Below are 14,704 nucleotides of genomic sequence, written 5' to 3'. Positions count from 1 at the left end.
CTTTGATACTCATTCATCCACCTTTGAACTCCGTTGATGAGTCTTTGATACTCGTGAATGAGTTTTTATACTCTGACTGTTGCTATAGCGGTTCTCGTTTACGTGAGGTACACCCGTAGGGGCACGGCACTGCCGTGCCCCTACACCTGGCGATATAATGTTGTACCGCATTTGAATGGAAACCGCTATATATGTTGATGAAATTATTGCTTGAACAACGCCCAAGCCAAAAACCTCTCGGTATAATACAACGCTAATTGATTACTCACACCGTTGAAAACGGCATCAAAAGCGTGTTCTGCCCAAGGAATTTCTAGAAAAACCACAGTATTACCAGAGTCATGTAAACGTTCATACATCTGTCTACCAAATCGCGCTTCTACCAAATGGTCACGACTGCCGTAAATTAATAAAGTTGGTGGTAAAGGGTGTGTTAGATAATTTATCGGTGAAGCAATTTGATACTGATTAGGCAATTCTTCCAAAGAACCACCGAGAAATGCTTTTAAAACAGCGCGGGTGTTGATAGGATCAGGAACTGGCGGTGTTTTGTATCCTTCAGTTAAGTTAACAGGCCCATAATAGTCCACCACACCACGAATAGGTGGTGCATCTGGTTGATAAGCCGCTAGCATTGCTAGGTGCGCTCCCGCAGAACGTCCTAAAAGTACCATCCGTTCTGGATCGGCTTCATATTCAGCTGCATGTTTGCGAATAAAATTTAGGGCTGTACGCACGTCATCTAACTGAGTTGGAAACTGATATTTAGGTGCGTGTCGATAGTCAATCGCAAATACTGTATATCCCCGATTAGCAATATATTGATTAAACTCAGAATTGGCATGAGGATTACCATATTGCCAAGCTCCACCATAAATTACTACGACTGCTGGATATTTCCCTACCTCTGGGGGTTGGTAAACTTCCATTTTTAAAGGCACTCCCGCAGGAGTAGCAAAGAGAATATCTTTTTGATGACGCGTTTTGCCTAATGCAATACCCCCAAAGGAATTAACTAAATTAAAGGGATGGGTTTGCATCTTAGCGCTTACTGGGATTGGAATTTGCTCTAGATAATTTGCTCCTAATCCTTGTTTCATTGCTTTATCCATCTGTATTTGAGTCAGTGGGATATTCACTAGCACCCATCCACAAATTAGCAATCCTATCAAACTGAAAATGCAAGCTAAACGCTGTAGTTTATGGCGACGGATGTAGAACAAAGAAAGTAATAAAGAGAGCAAATTTAATAACAATAGCCAAGGACTGATTTCTGGCGCTCCCACTGCTAGGGTGAGTAAAAACATATTTGGAGCCGGAAGAAAAATCCAAGAACTAAGAAATAAACTTGCAATACTGAGTAATAATGCAAGCCATGATAAAAGTATTTTGGGTTTAGCAAACATAAATTAAAGTGCCGTAATAACGACTTTAAAGAAGTACAATCTATCCGCCAATGCTCCGGTTGGCAATAGTTAAATCATGTTAAGTCATATTACTTTAATAAGTATTCTTACTTTAAGGATGCACTAAAGCTGAGATTAGGCGATCGCATTCAACTTTTCAATGCCCTGTAGGAATGAGTACAAGAAAATGAACCCTGTGTACGGGAATGCTTTGCCTTGAAAGCCAGAAATACTAGAGAATTGGTGCATGAGTTTTGGAATAACTTATTTCCCTAAACCCAAATGCTTTTGCAATGCTTGGCGCATCACTTCTACAGGTACAGTTTCCTGCTGTAACCAAATTTTTAAGGCTGCTACCCCTTGTTGGACTAGCATTTCTAATCCATCGATCGCAATTGCACCTTGTTTTTCTGCTTGCTTTAGAAATTGCGTCGGTTTAGGGATATATATTAAATCGTAAGCGATCGCACCCGTTGGCAAATTCGCTATTTCCTCCCCACTCAAAGGCGACTCATCAACCTTGGGATACATACCTATGGGGGTTGTGTTTACCAGCAAATTAGCTTGGGGAATTAGCTTTGAAAGTTCCTCCCATTGATCAACTTGTAAATTCTCACTTATGGGTGAATTGCTCCAACTCTTGCCAAATTCTTCTAATCTCTGCATATTCCGCCCAACAACATGAATTTTGGCAAAACCTAGCTGGTGACAACCTGCTACAACTGCCCTGGCTGCGCCACCATTGCCTAAAATTACCGCTACCTTCTGACTCCAATCCTGTTTATACGTTGTCTGCAAAGGAGCAATAAATCCTTCTATATCTGTGTTTGTCCCCACCCATTTGTTATTTTGGCGACTAACAGTATTCACTGCGCCGATAGTTTGAGCCAGAGGTGTAATTTCTGAGAGGAGGGGCATGATTGCCTGTTTATGAGGGATTGTCACATTAAAACCGACAACTCCAATAGCGGCGAAACCTGCGATCGCTACCTCTAAATTCTCTGGTGCTATAGGAAAGGGAAGATAAACGTAATCTAATCCTAAATGAGCAATCGCTGCATTATGCATGACTGGCGATAGCGAATGTTCTACTGGATGTCCAATTACACCGAGCAGTTTAGTTTTACCTGTAATTAATACTTTTGACATTTGTCATTAGTCATTTGTTATTTGTGATTTGTCAAGCATCAGCCTCAAAGGCTCATCGTTGAGGTTAAAAGGCTCAACGTTGAAGTTTAAAGGCTCATCGTTGAGGTTCAAAGGCTCAACGTTGAAGTTCAAAGGCTCAACGTTGAAGTTCAAAGGCTCATCGTTGAAGTTCAAAGGCTCATCGTTGAGGTTCAAAGGCTCATCGTTGAGGTTCAAAGGCTGAAACTTCAGCCTTTTTTGCTTCTTTATCTCCCTCATCTTCCTCTGACTTTTGACTTTTGACTTTTGACTTTTGACTTCCCTGAAGGGGCTGACTCCTCTGCTTTCTCTGCCCCCTACCTTCTTGCACTAGCCTACAATTATTAAAAGCTACTTAACATTTCTTATGATTATGCAGGCAACTACAGCCCCCTCTACAACCCCAATTCCTGGTAAATATTGGCAGTGGCGCGGGCACAACGTTTACTATGTGCGTGCGGGAGAAAAACAATCGCAACGTCCGCCCTTGCTTTTGGTACATGGATTTGGTGCTTCCACAGACCACTGGCGCAAGAATATCACCGGATTGTGTCAAGATTTTGAAGTATTTGCGATCGACCTTTTGGGATTCGGGCGATCGGCAAAACCAAAATTGCAGTACAGCGGCGACTTGTGGCGCGATCAACTCCATGATTTTATCAGGGAAGTAATTGGTCAAAAAGCAGTATTAGCGGGTAATTCCCTTGGTGGCTATGCTAGCTTGTGTGTTGCAGCACAACGTCCCGACAGTGCGGCTGGTTTAGTGTTACTTAATAGTGCCGGCCCTTTTAGCGAAAGCCAACCTAAATCTGAGCCTGAAGCTTTACAATCAGAAATTCAGCCACCTAAACAACCTGCTACTTTGCAGAAACTTCTCGGTGACAGTACCAAGTGGATTTTTCAACAACCTTTAGCCCAATCTCTGTTATTTCAATACGTGCGACAACGTTGGGTAATTCGACAAACTCTAGAAAAAGTTTATCTTGACAAGAGTGCGATTACAGACCAATTGGTAGAAGAAATTTCTCGCCCTGCTTACGATTCGGGTGCAATGGAAGTATTTGTGTCAGTCTTTAGCACTCCTCAAGGGGAAAAAGTTGATGTGCTATTAAAGCAATTAACTTGTCCTCTGTTGATGTTGTGGGGAGAAGCTGACCCTTGGATGAATGCTAGAGAACGTTCCCAAAAGTTTCGTCAATATTATCCTAAACTCACAGAACATTTCCTAACAGCCGGTCATTGCCCCCATGATGAAGTACCTGATAGAGTAAACCAACTTTTAGGCGATTGGGTTTTGTCTATCTAAATTGCTAAAAAATCTCTTTCAACTCGCATCCACAAATATTAAGTATAGGATGCGAGTTGCACGGAGATAGCAACGCCGCAAATGAAGTGCGATTCGTTCAGTCGAAACCGAGCAATCAGGGGATGACTGGCTTCTACAGGGTAATCCATCAGGATTGAGTTCGCACTTTAATCTTTTGTAGATGACAACTTTATCACCTGAGTCGATTTCATGTATCAGATACACAGCTAAAATGATTTAAAGGAAACTCTTCAGCAGAACATCCAATGCTGAGAATTAGCCTGTAAGTATTATCTGGTGCGATCGCAGGAGGCAAAAAATGGGCTTGGCTGGATTAAAAATTGTGTTGGTAGAGCCAGCTGGGCCGATAAATGTCGGGGCGATCGCCAGAGTTATGAAAAATTTTGGAATACATCATTTAGTATTAGTAAATCCCCAATGCGATCCGCTATCAGTGGAAGCTTTGAAGATGGCTGTTCATGCTAAGGAAATTTTAGAATCTGCGGTATTAGTGGCGACATTACCAGAAGCATTGCATGGATGTGTACGGGCGATCGCTACTACTGGTCGTGTTCGGAGTTGGGAAACACCCTTAGAAAAACCCCGCACTGCACTACCCTGGTTACTGGAGGAACCAGAAAAACCCGCAGCCCTGATTTTTGGCAGGGAAGACCGGGGATTAAGCAATGAAGAATTAAATTATGCACAAAGGTTTGTTGGCATTCCTACAAGTCCAGATTATGTAGCCCTGAATTTAGCTACCGCTGTAGCAATCTGCTGTTATGAATTGTCACAATGTGTAGAACAACCCGATACTCAGACCTTACCTCAAACAGAACTTGCATCCTTAGATATAGTGGAAGCATATTACCAGCAATTAGAATCATTATTACTGAAAATTGGTTATGTGTATCCACATACGGCAGCTAGTCGCATGGAAAAATTTCGCCAACTATATAATCGCGCTCACCTGAAAACAGGGGAAGTAGCCATGCTGCGAGGGATTTTGCAGCAGGTAGAATGGGCGCTTAAAAACCAGAGGGATGGTGAAAACTTGTAATTATTCGTTTAATATGTACGCAATCATCCCCCAAAATAATTAAGATGGCTTATATAAACACAAAAATGCTACTTAGTGGCAAAGTTGAATTTGAGTATTAATATTGCTTAAAGATTAAGTTTTGGGTCAGGAGTCTGCAATAAAAAAGCCAAGTGGGTCACAAGGAGTAACGGTGTCAGAGTCAAGTGACGAATTAACAGCTTTCTCGCGGCGTCAACCCTTAAATGGCCGCCAGCGTCCACAAAAGGTTCAAAAAGTGGTACAGAAGAAAGTGAAAGTTAAGAGCCAGAAGCAGCAAGGTGCCACTGGTAAAGAAGCGGCGCAAACACGCCCAAAAGATCAGAGCAGTCCTCCCCCAATCCCTACTGCTACACGCAGGGTAAAATCGGGGTTAGTCATGCCAGCAGCAGTAAAACCAATACCTAGTGTAAAGGGGAAAATTCCTCCCTTTCGACCAGGTGCTGTGATGGTCAAAACAGTGCAAATGGAAAAGCCAAAAAGAGGTCGGCGATCATCACGGAAGACGCGATTAAAGCCAATGGCCAAAACCATGTTGTATGTTGTGCGGTTGTTAATTGTCGGTGTGGGGATGGGTGCAATTGTTGGCACCGTGTTGTCAGTATTAGACCCGGCTAATCGCATCGGCACAAATTCGGCGACGCAATCTAATAGTAATGTGGCGCGATCGCAGCCACAACCTACCCAAACTCCCCCAGCCGCAGGTTCGAGCCTGTACCTATCCCAAGAAATTATCCCTTTGAAAAATGCCGTGCAAAATTTGGCGGCGACCAACCCAAATATTACACCCGGAGTTTTCTTGGTAGATTTGGATACTGGTAATTATGTAGATGTCAATGGCTCCGCCAGTTTTCCAGCAGCTAGCACAATTAAAGTGCCGATTTTGCTTGCCTTTTTCCAGGATGTGGACGCGGGGAAAATTCGCCTGGATGAAATGCTGACCATGCAACAGGATATGATAGCTGGCGGTTCTGGAAATCTGCAATACAAACCAGCCGGAACGCAGTACGCCGCTCTGGAAGTCGCCACTAAAATGATTACAATCAGCGACAACACAGCGACAAATATGCTGATTGCCCGACTGGGAGGAATGGAAGCTTTAAACCAGCGTTTCCGGAACTGGGGATTGACAAACACAATAATTCGTAATCAACTCCCAGATTTGGAAGGGACAAACACCACTAGTCCGAGGGAATTGGGGAATTTGATGGCGATTGTGAGTCAGGGAAATTTAGTGAGTATGCCATCACGCGATATTATGCTCGATATCTTGCGTCGCACTCAGAAAGACACTCTGCTCCCATCGGGTTTGGGAACAGGCGCGAGAATATACCACAAAACAGGCGATATTGGCACAATGTTAGCAGATACAGGTTTAGTTGCTTTGCCAACTGGCAAGCGCTACATAGCTGCGGTCATGGTACAACGCCCTAATAATGACCCTCGCGCCGAAAAACTGATTAGCTCAATTTCTAGTGCTGCCTACCAAGAGTTTAGCCAAAATGCTGTTACACCCAACAGTACCACAAGCACTATACCCGCAAATGGTTATCAGCCCTCTGTTGTGAATCCAGCTTTACCCAACGGTACGACAGGCATTGTACCCATGAGTGTTTATCAGCCCCCTGTTGTAAGTCCTGTACCCAACACTATGGGAGGTACTGTGCCGGCAAATGGTTATCAATCTCCAGTTATGAATCCGCAGTATTATCCCCAAAGATAATTTGGGATTTTGGAATTTTGCATTGTTCATCACATTCACCCCCCCTCATAAATGAGCGGCGAACTAGAGCGGATTGCCTGCCAACCTCACCCGATTGAGAGTAACGGTTTTAATCCTAACGCGACTCTGCCATACGACTGTACAATTGAACCAATACAGTTCAGTTAAGTATTTCTTCCTTCTCTTCCTTCTCTTCCTTTGCGTCCTTCTCTACGAGACGCTGCGCGAATGCGTCCTTTGCGGTTCGTTAAAAATTGACTTTGATAAAGACTTAAGCCTTAACCCAAGCATATTGATTTTTATATTCCCATAAATCTCAGGATTAAATCGCTAACAACAAAGTTAAAAAGCTCAACCATGCTGTTCTTTTTTAACTCTTAACTTTTTTGATACCGCATTCCTGGTAGTTGCGAAATTAAACCCATAAGTTCCAACTGTAATAAGGCACCGGAAACTGAGCCAGCAGCCATGCCGGTTTGTTGGATAATAAAATCGAAGGGTAAAGCATCACTAGCAAGTGCATCCATTACCGCTTGCAATTCTGGCGACAAAGTTGGCATTAACTGCTCTGGTGCTGTGGATGCCTCGACTCCATCAATTTGTGGTATTGCTCCTAGCATTGTTAACAGTTCGTCTAGTTCTTTGAGAATGAAAGCTGCTCCCTGACTCAGTAACTTTAAACACCCTTGGGATGGATGATCATCCAGTCTCCCAGGCAGTGCATAGACATCTCTACCAAATTCATTTGCGTAGGTAGCTGTTATTAAAGCACCAGATTTTAACGGCGCTTCCATTACTAGGATGGCGCGGCTTAAACCTGCAATAATTCGGTTGCGGCGGGGAAAGTGCGTGCGATCGGGTGGGGTTTTCGTGGGGTACTCACTTACGACTAACCCAGCCGTCAAAATTTGCTTGTACAAATCCCGATTTTTATGCGGATAGATGACATCTACACCAGTCCCCAAAACTGCGATTGTGCGTCCACCTGCTTTCATAGCGGCGATGTGGCTTTCTGTGTCAATTCCCTCTGCCATACCAGAAACAACTGTAAAGCCATTTTTAGCCAAAGCTGTACTAATTTGGCGAGTCCAACGAATGCCGTATTCTGAGGGTTGGCGTGTTCCGACAATTCCAACCATCGGTTTTTGTCCAAGATTTTCTTGGAGTTCGATTTCACCGCGATAGTATAAAATCGGCGGTGGACTCGGAGTTTCCAGCAGTAAGCGGGGATAATTTGCATCTGCTGGTGTCCAGAAATGGGAATTTTCCTGCTGGTGCTTGGTGAATAGTTGTTCTGGGTGCAAACGCGATCGCTGTTGTACTACTTTTTCTAGTGTTTGAAAACCAAAACCCTCTACTTCCCCTAACTGTACCTTGGTAGCGTTCCAAGCTGTTGCCAACGTGCCAAAATGCTGTTGCAGCCGTCGCAGTAATACCGGGCCAATTCCAGAAATTTGCGTCCAAGCTAGCCAATATGCACCTTCCTCTACCACAGTTCTATCCTCACGCCTACTTGATTGAGTATTCCCAAATTAGGTTTCGCTGTTGAGATAAAAAGGGAGTGGGGGAGATGGGGAAGTTTCTTAAAACATGGAAGTTGAACCTTTGAGGGTGGAAGTTGAGCCTTTAGGGATTGACAAAAAATAAATTATCCAAAATTATTTGTACATTTGTAGGGGATCTTGGCCTTGCGCCCTTACGTTCGCGGAGCGTCCCGCAGGGATGGGATGTTTTTTTAACTAGGAAGTCCCTTAAGGGTGAAAGTTCAGCCTTTGACTATTAAATATTGACTCTTGGCTCTTGACTCTTGACTCTTGACCATTGACTATTAACTGTTGACTATTCCACTATCTTCTGCGATGCAATATTTCTATCGTCTTTTAATATGCCTATCTGGGTGCTTAATATTTTTACTGCTGCATAGTTGTCTTGGTTTGTTGCCGAGTTTGGCTGCCGAAAAGATTGTTGCTAGGTACGGATTGTTTGAGCAATCGCTCCCAGTGGCAGATATACGCAAGTATGCCGAGACACAAAAGGTTTCTGGCGATTTGCAATCTTTCTTAGGTTACCTCAGCGCTAAGGATAAACAGAAGTTCCAAGATGCTCTTCAGGTGAAAATGTCTCTTGATATTGCGGCTTTAGATAAGCTGATAAATACAGGAATAGGCAAGCAAATTTTATCTTTTGCTTCCCAAGCGACTGTCTTTCCGACACGCTCCCCGATCGCCCGTCGTGATCAAGGCAGTATACAAGCCCTACGAGCTGCTATTATCTTAGGAGCAAAATCACCAGAAGGTTTAGGAATAACCAGCTTTCTAGAAGCCTATCCCAGTAATCAACTAGTCTTTGACGTGTCAAAAATTTCTAAGCTAGTCAGCATGGCCAATTTATCTTCTGGTTCTGCTAATGCACCACCAAAGGACAATGTAAGTTCTTCACCCTTAGGGCAAATTGCACTGCAATATCAGATATTTGCTGCCCAAGGTAAACAGTTCTCAGGTTGCTTATTTGGTGATTCTATTTCGGCTGAACTTGGTAATACCCTTGGGAGTGGTACTTTTAATTTTGGGTTAAATGGTCTGAGTACAATTTCATTACTGGAACAACTGAAAAGTTTAATTCCTACCAAGCTTAAATGCGAAAAGGCGATTATTGCCATAGGTGGAAATGATGCTTGGTATGGAATTAGTGATCAGTTATTTAGCAAAAATCTGCAAGAGGCGATCGCACTTATCCGCACAATGGAAACTAAAGAGATTTTTCTGATTCCAGCTTTTTATTCAACAGTTGCAGCAAGCTTAGATCCAACTGTAGCAGCCCCACTTTCTAGAGTTGAACAAATTAATGTTCTGATTAATCAAGTTTCTGAAACAGAAAAAGTGCCAGTTGCAGCAGCAGGACTAGCACCATTGTATGAAAATAATGTTCTTAAAGAGAATTTGACGAGCGATGGTGACCATCTGAATGCAGAGGGTCTAAAAATTTATCGACAAGCATTATTACAAATCCTGCAAAAGTAATATGATGTCCGTCAAATTGCCCAGATAAAATCACATCACCCCACCAAAGTTAGGTTTTATCCAACATAATTAGTAATTCGTAATTTGTAAATAAAAATTACAAATTACGAATTACTAATTATCACTTTTAGGCTTTCCAATTCAAAAACCGCGCATAAATATAAGCGATCGCTTCATCAATAATTGTCCGTACGCCTTGGCTATAACCCCACCATTCGTTTGGATCATAATCTTGTGTTCTGGCAGCAATCGCACCAACTTTAATATTAGGGGTAAGTAATTTTTTGAACAACAACCAACTCCTACGGGTGTGAACGTCTAAGGAAAAAATATTAATTGATTGTAGCTGTAAATTTGAATTAGATAGCCAGCGCTTAAATTCGGCAGCAGATGCATAACTACGATCCTTAATTACCATAGGTGTTGGAACAGCTACCACCTTGTCTGATTCTAAACCGAGTTTCTTGAAGGTGGCGGCTGACACTTCTGCAAAGTTCTTGTATTCACTAAGATAATTTCCTTTTTCTATTGTGCCTCCTGTGGTAATTACTAAACGATAAGAACCGGTTTTAAATTCAGTCAAAGCTTCTTCTATTGCGTAATCAGGTAGCCATCCTTCAACGACTAATACTTCTGCTGATTTCATAGGGGAAGTCACGGCGAGAAATGAGTGTACATGAGTAATAGTGAAAAATATTAAATAAGCAATCAAAGCGATTGCAATCGCCCACCCCTGAGCCGTAAGTATCCACATTTCTTGGCGTTTTATTAGTTTGATTTTTGGAAATTTTTGACGCCGACGATTTTTTGTCTGCATTAAACCTTAGCTAAACGTTGTTCTTTCAAATAAGTAAATACAGACTTATCTCCAATATCAGCAGGAATTGCTTGCACTGTCTTTCGCAGCGCAAACACCAAAAACAACGTCGCCCAAATTCCTAATAAAACATTTTCCCCCTGAGTTGGTAGAATTCCTACCAAATGTCCTAACAACAATAGCGGTACTGTTAGGGTTAATACTTTGGTTTCCAGGCGATTGAAGCAAAAAGCCTCTTTAAAATAAATACCTGTCAAAGCAACGAAGATAAAACCAACTCCAAATAAGGTAACAGGCTGATTGTAAATAGTGAGAGCTAAAGGTTCACTACTAGAGATTGCCAGAATCACTGATGCTATACTACCGATCGCCCAAAAAATTTGCAACATTCGGTGCAGTGATGCCAGGTAAATATGAATGGTAAATAAACTTACACCCAAAGCGAGACTAAAACAAGCATATAGAGGTGTAAGTGCGGTTAAAACAGTCGGGTTATTGTTGAGCAAAACTAAAGCACTGCCTATGGCAAAGCTCAGTGCGGCTACTAATAACCCAGCCCGATAGATAATTACACCAGTGCGATCGCTCTGAGTAATTGTAAATTCCCCAAACTGACCTTGATAAACTTTTGGTACAGATAGTGTTTGCGTAGTCATATTCAAGAATATAGTTATGATTCTCTAGTAGAGTACACCAAGAAATTGCTCAAGAGTTACTCTTTTTATTATGGGTAATAAAACTAACTTAGTGTCACAATCCCTAAACTCTTAAGCAATTTTTTTCAGGTGGGCACTGCCTACCGTGCACTCAAACCTTTATTTTTAGGTTATGTGCAGTGCCCAACGCCAGTTGCTCTAGTTGGGGGAACCCCAGGCACTCTCTACGCTTTAGATTCACTACAAGAGACACATTTCTTAAGAGATGAAACCTTAGCGATCGTTATCATCTAACCCGCACCGAATAAAACTCAGTTTCTGCCGAGAGCAGTGCTCCAAAGTCAGGTGCTAAATAATTAGGGGTATAAATCACCTATTTAATAGTGCGACGCCGATCTACGAGACGCTGCGCGTAGCTTGCTTCCCCATAGGGGTACGACATGGTACTACTTCACGCTCAGTACAAGTGCGCTCACCAGCCGCTCAGTAACCACCACAGGCATCGCAGCCAAATAGCTATTTTTATTGATAATATAGCTATATAACTGAGAATTAAAACCCGATCTAACTTTGGAGCATTGCTCCCGTTTATACCTGTTTAAGAGACTTTTATCTCAGATCGAACTCAGGTCTTAAGGAATAGAAACCGATCGCAATAACCGCTCAACAACAGTTCTCGCGTTGCGTCCTCCTCTAGGGATGAGGCGATGGCAAAGAACGTGAGGGACGAGAAATTTCACATCGTCGGGAATGACATAATCACGCCCTAATAGAAAAGCTAGCGCTTGGGCAGCCCGTTGTAATGCTAATGTGCCACGCGGACTGACACCAAGGGCTATTTCCTCATCTTGGCGTGTTGCCCGCACCAATTCGAGGATGTACTGTTGCAAGGAGGTTGCCACTTTTACTTGAGAGCAGAAGTAACGCAATTCCTGTACTTCGGCCAAGGTAATACAAGGCTGCAAATCAGCAACTTTTACACCATTTTGGAGATTTTGCAGCATCTGGAGTTCTTCTGCCTCGGAAGGATAGCCCAAACTCAGCGACAACATAAACCGATCCATTTGCGCTTCCGGCAGCGGAAAAGTACCTTGATACTCGATAGGGTTTTGAGTGGCAATAACAAAGAAGGGCTGGGGAACTGCACGAGAGACACCATCGACTGTTACCTGATGCTCTTCCATGACTTCCAGTAAAGCTGACTGAGTGCGGGGTGTAGCACGGTTGATTTCGTCAGTTAGGAGGATATTCGCAAAGACTGGCCCAGGAAGAAAAGTAAATTCACCGCTTTTTGGGTTCCAGATGTTGGTGCCAGTGATATCAGTTGGCAGTAAATCAGGGGTACATTGTAGCCGTTGAAACTTGCCATCCACAGAACGAGCTAGGGATTTAGCGAGCAGGGTTTTACCAACGCCAGGGACATCTTCTAGGAGGGCATGACCACCACCTAGCAGGGCGACTAGCACCAAGCGTATTGCCTCAGTTTTACCAACGATGGTAAGAGCCAGATTTTGTGTTAAAACGTCAATTTTTTTTCTCATGCAGTGCGGGGAGTGGGGAATAGGGAATGGGTAATGGGGACTGGGGACTGGATTATTCCCAATGCCCAATGCCCAATTTCCCTAAATACATTGTTCCCACTCCTAACTCCTAACTCCTGTACGCGATTAATCGCGTCTCTCCTAACTCCTGTACAGACGCGATTAATCGCGTCTCTACTCCTAACTTCGCGCTCCAGCACTCAAAACTTCTTTAGCAACAATGCAGTCAAGCTGAATTTGTGTTTTCAGAGCTTCTAGAGAAGAAAATTTTTGTTCAGGGCGCAAAAATTTAACTAGCTGCACAGCCAGTTTTTTACCATATAAATCACCAGACCAATCGAATAAATGTACTTCTGCAGATGAATAAGTACCGTTTATAGTTGGGCGGTTACCGAGATTCATTATGCCCAAGCTCTCACTAGGAGTAGCATCTGATGTTTCACTGAGAGTAAAAACGCGGACAGCATAAACTCCTTGGTGGGGCAAGAACTTTTCTTTTGGTAGTTCGAGGTTAGCGGTGGGAAAGCCAATGGTTCTGCCTAATTGTTGACCTTGAACAACAACACCAATGAGAGTGTAGGGGCGTCCTAGTAGAAGATTTGCGTTTTCGATGTCGCCATGCTCAAGGGTTTGGCGGATCAATGAAGTGCTAATGCGGGCATCCTGAGTCGGAGTAGTACTGACGCAATTGCTTTGGGTAGGCGAGTCACCTGTATAAGTTTGTAAGGGAACAATGGTAACGGGGATATTGTGCTTGGCGGCGATTAATTGCAAATCCTTGGCAGTACCACTGCGCTTTTCGCCAAAACAAAAATCTTCCCCTATACTAATTTGCTGGCATCGCAGTTGTTGCACGAGAATTCTTTGTACGAATTCTTCGGGTGTCAAGGCAGATAATTCTTTGTCAAAGGGTAGTAGTACCAGTTGTTCTACCCCAAGCGATCGCAATTGTTGGACTTTTTCATCCAGTGGTGTTAACAAAGTCCGGGGTTGCCCCGTAAAAAACTCCTGTGGATGGGGGTCAAAGGTGACAACTGTTGAGTAAGTATATTCTTTATTTGTCAATTGTCCGTTGTCAGTTGTTAGTTGTTGATTTTCCTTTGACTGCGGACTACTGGCTACTGACAAGTGACCACCAGCGTGCAAGACTGGTTGAATTACCCTTTGATGACCAAGATGAACACCATCAAACTTGCCAAGGGCAACAGCAGTAGGCATTAGCAGCCCTTCGCTCGAAGAAGCAACCCACATAGAACACCCATTTTTAGACAAATTTAGCACGTGGATTCTGAGATTTTAGGTTTATTTTAGCTATCAGCAGGAAGCTACCTTATGGTAAACCGCCTTGAGGAGGACAGCTTTTGTAGACGGTCTGAACTTCCACCAACTGCCCATGAGGTCTTATGCTATCAGCCAGGGTGTTAATGTCACTCCTTTTAACTATCAGCCAAAAGCCTAAGCCACGGCAAGTCACTCAAGATGGTTTCTTGTGCAATTAGCTTAACTACGAATTTTAGATTTTAGATAAAAGATTTTTTGGTTCATGCCCCGCCATGTTAGGGCGAAACAAATACCAAAATCCTCAATTTAAAATCTGACGCTCGTTCCGACGCCCGTTCCTCGCTAACGCTGCGCTATCGCTAACGCTAACGCTGCGCTATCAGAGCCAAGTACCCAGACTTCGTTCCACTACGTTCGCGGAACGTCTCGCAGAGAAGACATTGGTTTCTTTCAATCCCTTCGGCTTAGTGCAGTAGCTCATGGGGAGCCACTGCGGTGGACGGGTTAAGAGGCATAAAGGAGGCAGTGCGCCCAAGCGGTTTCCCGACTTGTTTGCGCCTGGCTCACCGTGCTGCTTCACCAAAATCCAAAATCCAAAATTGGTTGACAGCTAATTGCTAAGTCCAGATAAGCTCAAATACCAGAGCTAAAAAGGCTCTAGTTTCGTGTTGAGACTGCAACAAGGTTTTACCCTCCGATCAGCCGTAAG

13 protein-coding genes are annotated in these 14,704 nt (G+C 43.3%); 5 read left to right on the top strand and 8 right to left on the bottom strand.

The genetic code is table 11. The annotated features are described in order from the left end of the window. Nucleotides 1–203: 203 nt before the first annotated feature. From Q0541_RS04600 to Q0541_RS04590, 3 genes are all read right to left on the bottom strand, one after another. Nucleotides 204–1,406, bottom strand: a complete 1,203-nt coding sequence (locus Q0541_RS04600; RefSeq protein WP_298906180.1) for an alpha/beta hydrolase — start codon at nt 1,404–1,406, stop codon at nt 204–206. A 264-nt stretch (nt 1,407–1,670) separates the two neighbouring features. Further along, the gene (locus Q0541_RS04595) at nt 1,671–2,555 is read right to left on the bottom strand and encodes a shikimate dehydrogenase (RefSeq protein ID WP_298906177.1); all 885 of its coding nucleotides are present in this window, start codon (nt 2,553–2,555) and stop codon (nt 1,671–1,673) included. Between the two features lie 6 nt (nt 2,556–2,561). Next, entirely contained in the window at nt 2,562–2,813 is a 252-nt protein-coding gene (locus Q0541_RS04590; protein WP_298906175.1) for a hypothetical protein, read from the bottom strand. 133 nt (nt 2,814–2,946) lie between these two features. On the opposite strand from Q0541_RS04590, the gene Q0541_RS04585 reads away from it, so the two are divergent. The 3 genes from Q0541_RS04585 to Q0541_RS04575 all read left to right on the top strand — a co-directional run bounded on the left by Q0541_RS04585 (nt 2,947) and on the right by Q0541_RS04575 (nt 6,680). Continuing rightward, nucleotides 2,947–3,879 (top strand): alpha/beta fold hydrolase, encoded by a 933-nt coding sequence (locus tag Q0541_RS04585; protein WP_298906168.1) that lies wholly within the window; start codon nt 2,947–2,949, stop codon nt 3,877–3,879. Nucleotides 3,880–4,198: 319 nt separating this feature from the next. Further along, nucleotides 4,199–4,939, top strand: a complete 741-nt coding sequence (locus Q0541_RS04580; protein ID WP_298906165.1) for an RNA methyltransferase — start codon at nt 4,199–4,201, stop codon at nt 4,937–4,939. Nucleotides 4,940–5,111: 172 nt separating this feature from the next. Next, a complete protein-coding gene (locus Q0541_RS04575; RefSeq protein WP_298906162.1) occupies nt 5,112–6,680 on the top strand; it encodes a serine hydrolase in 1,569 nt (522 codons plus the stop codon). A 377-nt stretch (nt 6,681–7,057) separates the two neighbouring features. On the opposite strand, the gene dprA is transcribed toward Q0541_RS04575, so the two are convergent. After that, a complete protein-coding gene (gene dprA / locus Q0541_RS04570) occupies nt 7,058–8,173 on the bottom strand; it encodes a DNA-processing protein DprA (RefSeq protein WP_298906160.1) in 1,116 nt (371 codons plus the stop codon). Between the two features lie 342 nt (nt 8,174–8,515). Here dprA and Q0541_RS04565 point away from each other — a divergent pair, with 342 nt between their 5' ends. Further along, nucleotides 8,516–9,700, top strand: a complete 1,185-nt coding sequence (locus Q0541_RS04565; protein ID WP_298906157.1) for an alpha/beta hydrolase — start codon at nt 8,516–8,518, stop codon at nt 9,698–9,700. 127 nt (nt 9,701–9,827) lie between these two features. On the opposite strand, the gene Q0541_RS04560 is transcribed toward Q0541_RS04565, so the two are convergent. Further along, complete coding sequence (locus Q0541_RS04560; RefSeq protein WP_298906154.1) at nt 9,828–10,517, bottom strand: ElyC/SanA/YdcF family protein; 690 nt, start codon at nt 10,515–10,517, stop codon at nt 9,828–9,830. Continuing rightward, complete coding sequence (locus Q0541_RS04555) at nt 10,517–11,173, bottom strand: DUF2301 domain-containing membrane protein (protein ID WP_298906152.1); 657 nt, start codon at nt 11,171–11,173, stop codon at nt 10,517–10,519. Before Q0541_RS04555 ends, Q0541_RS04560 begins: the two co-directional genes overlap by 1 nt. A 129-nt stretch (nt 11,174–11,302) precedes the next feature. Between Q0541_RS04555 and Q0541_RS04550 the strand changes: the two genes are divergently transcribed. Then, nucleotides 11,303–11,467, top strand: coding sequence for a hypothetical protein (locus tag Q0541_RS04550; RefSeq protein ID WP_298906150.1), 165 nt, complete (start codon nt 11,303–11,305; stop codon nt 11,465–11,467). A gap of 338 nt (nt 11,468–11,805) precedes the next feature. Here the strand turns inward: Q0541_RS04550 and Q0541_RS04545 are convergent, their stop codons facing one another. Both Q0541_RS04545 and Q0541_RS04540 read right to left on the bottom strand, forming a co-directional pair. Next, nucleotides 11,806–12,714: a MoxR family ATPase gene (locus Q0541_RS04545; protein WP_298906148.1), complete on the bottom strand. Its 909-nt coding sequence runs from the start codon at nt 12,712–12,714 to the stop codon at nt 11,806–11,808. Between the two features lie 180 nt (nt 12,715–12,894). Further along, on the bottom strand, nt 12,895–13,965 hold the full coding sequence (locus tag Q0541_RS04540) for a bifunctional riboflavin kinase/FAD synthetase (protein WP_298906146.1): 1,071 nt from the start codon (nt 13,963–13,965) through the stop codon (nt 12,895–12,897). Nucleotides 13,966–14,704 lie beyond the last annotated feature (739 nt).

The organism is uncultured Nostoc sp. (genome assembly GCF_937863485.1).
Classification (GTDB): domain Bacteria; phylum Cyanobacteriota; class Cyanobacteriia; order Cyanobacteriales; family Nostocaceae; genus Nostoc.
The sequence above is the reverse complement of the archived record's forward strand: the minus strand, read 5'-3'. Positions and strand labels throughout refer to the sequence as shown.

Excerpts from the sequence above, each read along its gene's own strand:
- Q0541_RS04600 (WP_298906180.1), bottom strand. The coding sequence starts at position 1,406 with ATGTTTGCTAAACCCAAAATACTTTTATCATGGCTTGCATTATTACTC.
- Q0541_RS04595 (WP_298906177.1), bottom strand. The coding sequence starts at position 2,555 with ATGTCAAAAGTATTAATTACAGGTAAAACTAAACTGCTCGGTGTAATT.
- Q0541_RS04590 (WP_298906175.1), bottom strand. The coding sequence starts at position 2,813 with ATGAGGGAGATAAAGAAGCAAAAAAGGCTGAAGTTTCAGCCTTTGAAC.
- Q0541_RS04585 (WP_298906168.1), top strand. The coding sequence starts at position 2,947 with ATGCAGGCAACTACAGCCCCCTCTACAACCCCAATTCCTGGTAAATAT.
- Q0541_RS04580 (WP_298906165.1), top strand. The coding sequence starts at position 4,199 with ATGGGCTTGGCTGGATTAAAAATTGTGTTGGTAGAGCCAGCTGGGCCG.
- Q0541_RS04560 (WP_298906154.1), bottom strand. The coding sequence starts at position 10,517 with ATGCAGACAAAAAATCGTCGGCGTCAAAAATTTCCAAAAATCAAACTA.
- Q0541_RS04555 (WP_298906152.1), bottom strand. The coding sequence starts at position 11,173 with ATGACTACGCAAACACTATCTGTACCAAAAGTTTATCAAGGTCAGTTT.
- Q0541_RS04545 (WP_298906148.1), bottom strand. The coding sequence starts at position 12,714 with ATGAGAAAAAAAATTGACGTTTTAACACAAAATCTGGCTCTTACCATC.
- Q0541_RS04540 (WP_298906146.1), bottom strand. The coding sequence starts at position 13,965 with ATGTGGGTTGCTTCTTCGAGCGAAGGGCTGCTAATGCCTACTGCTGTT.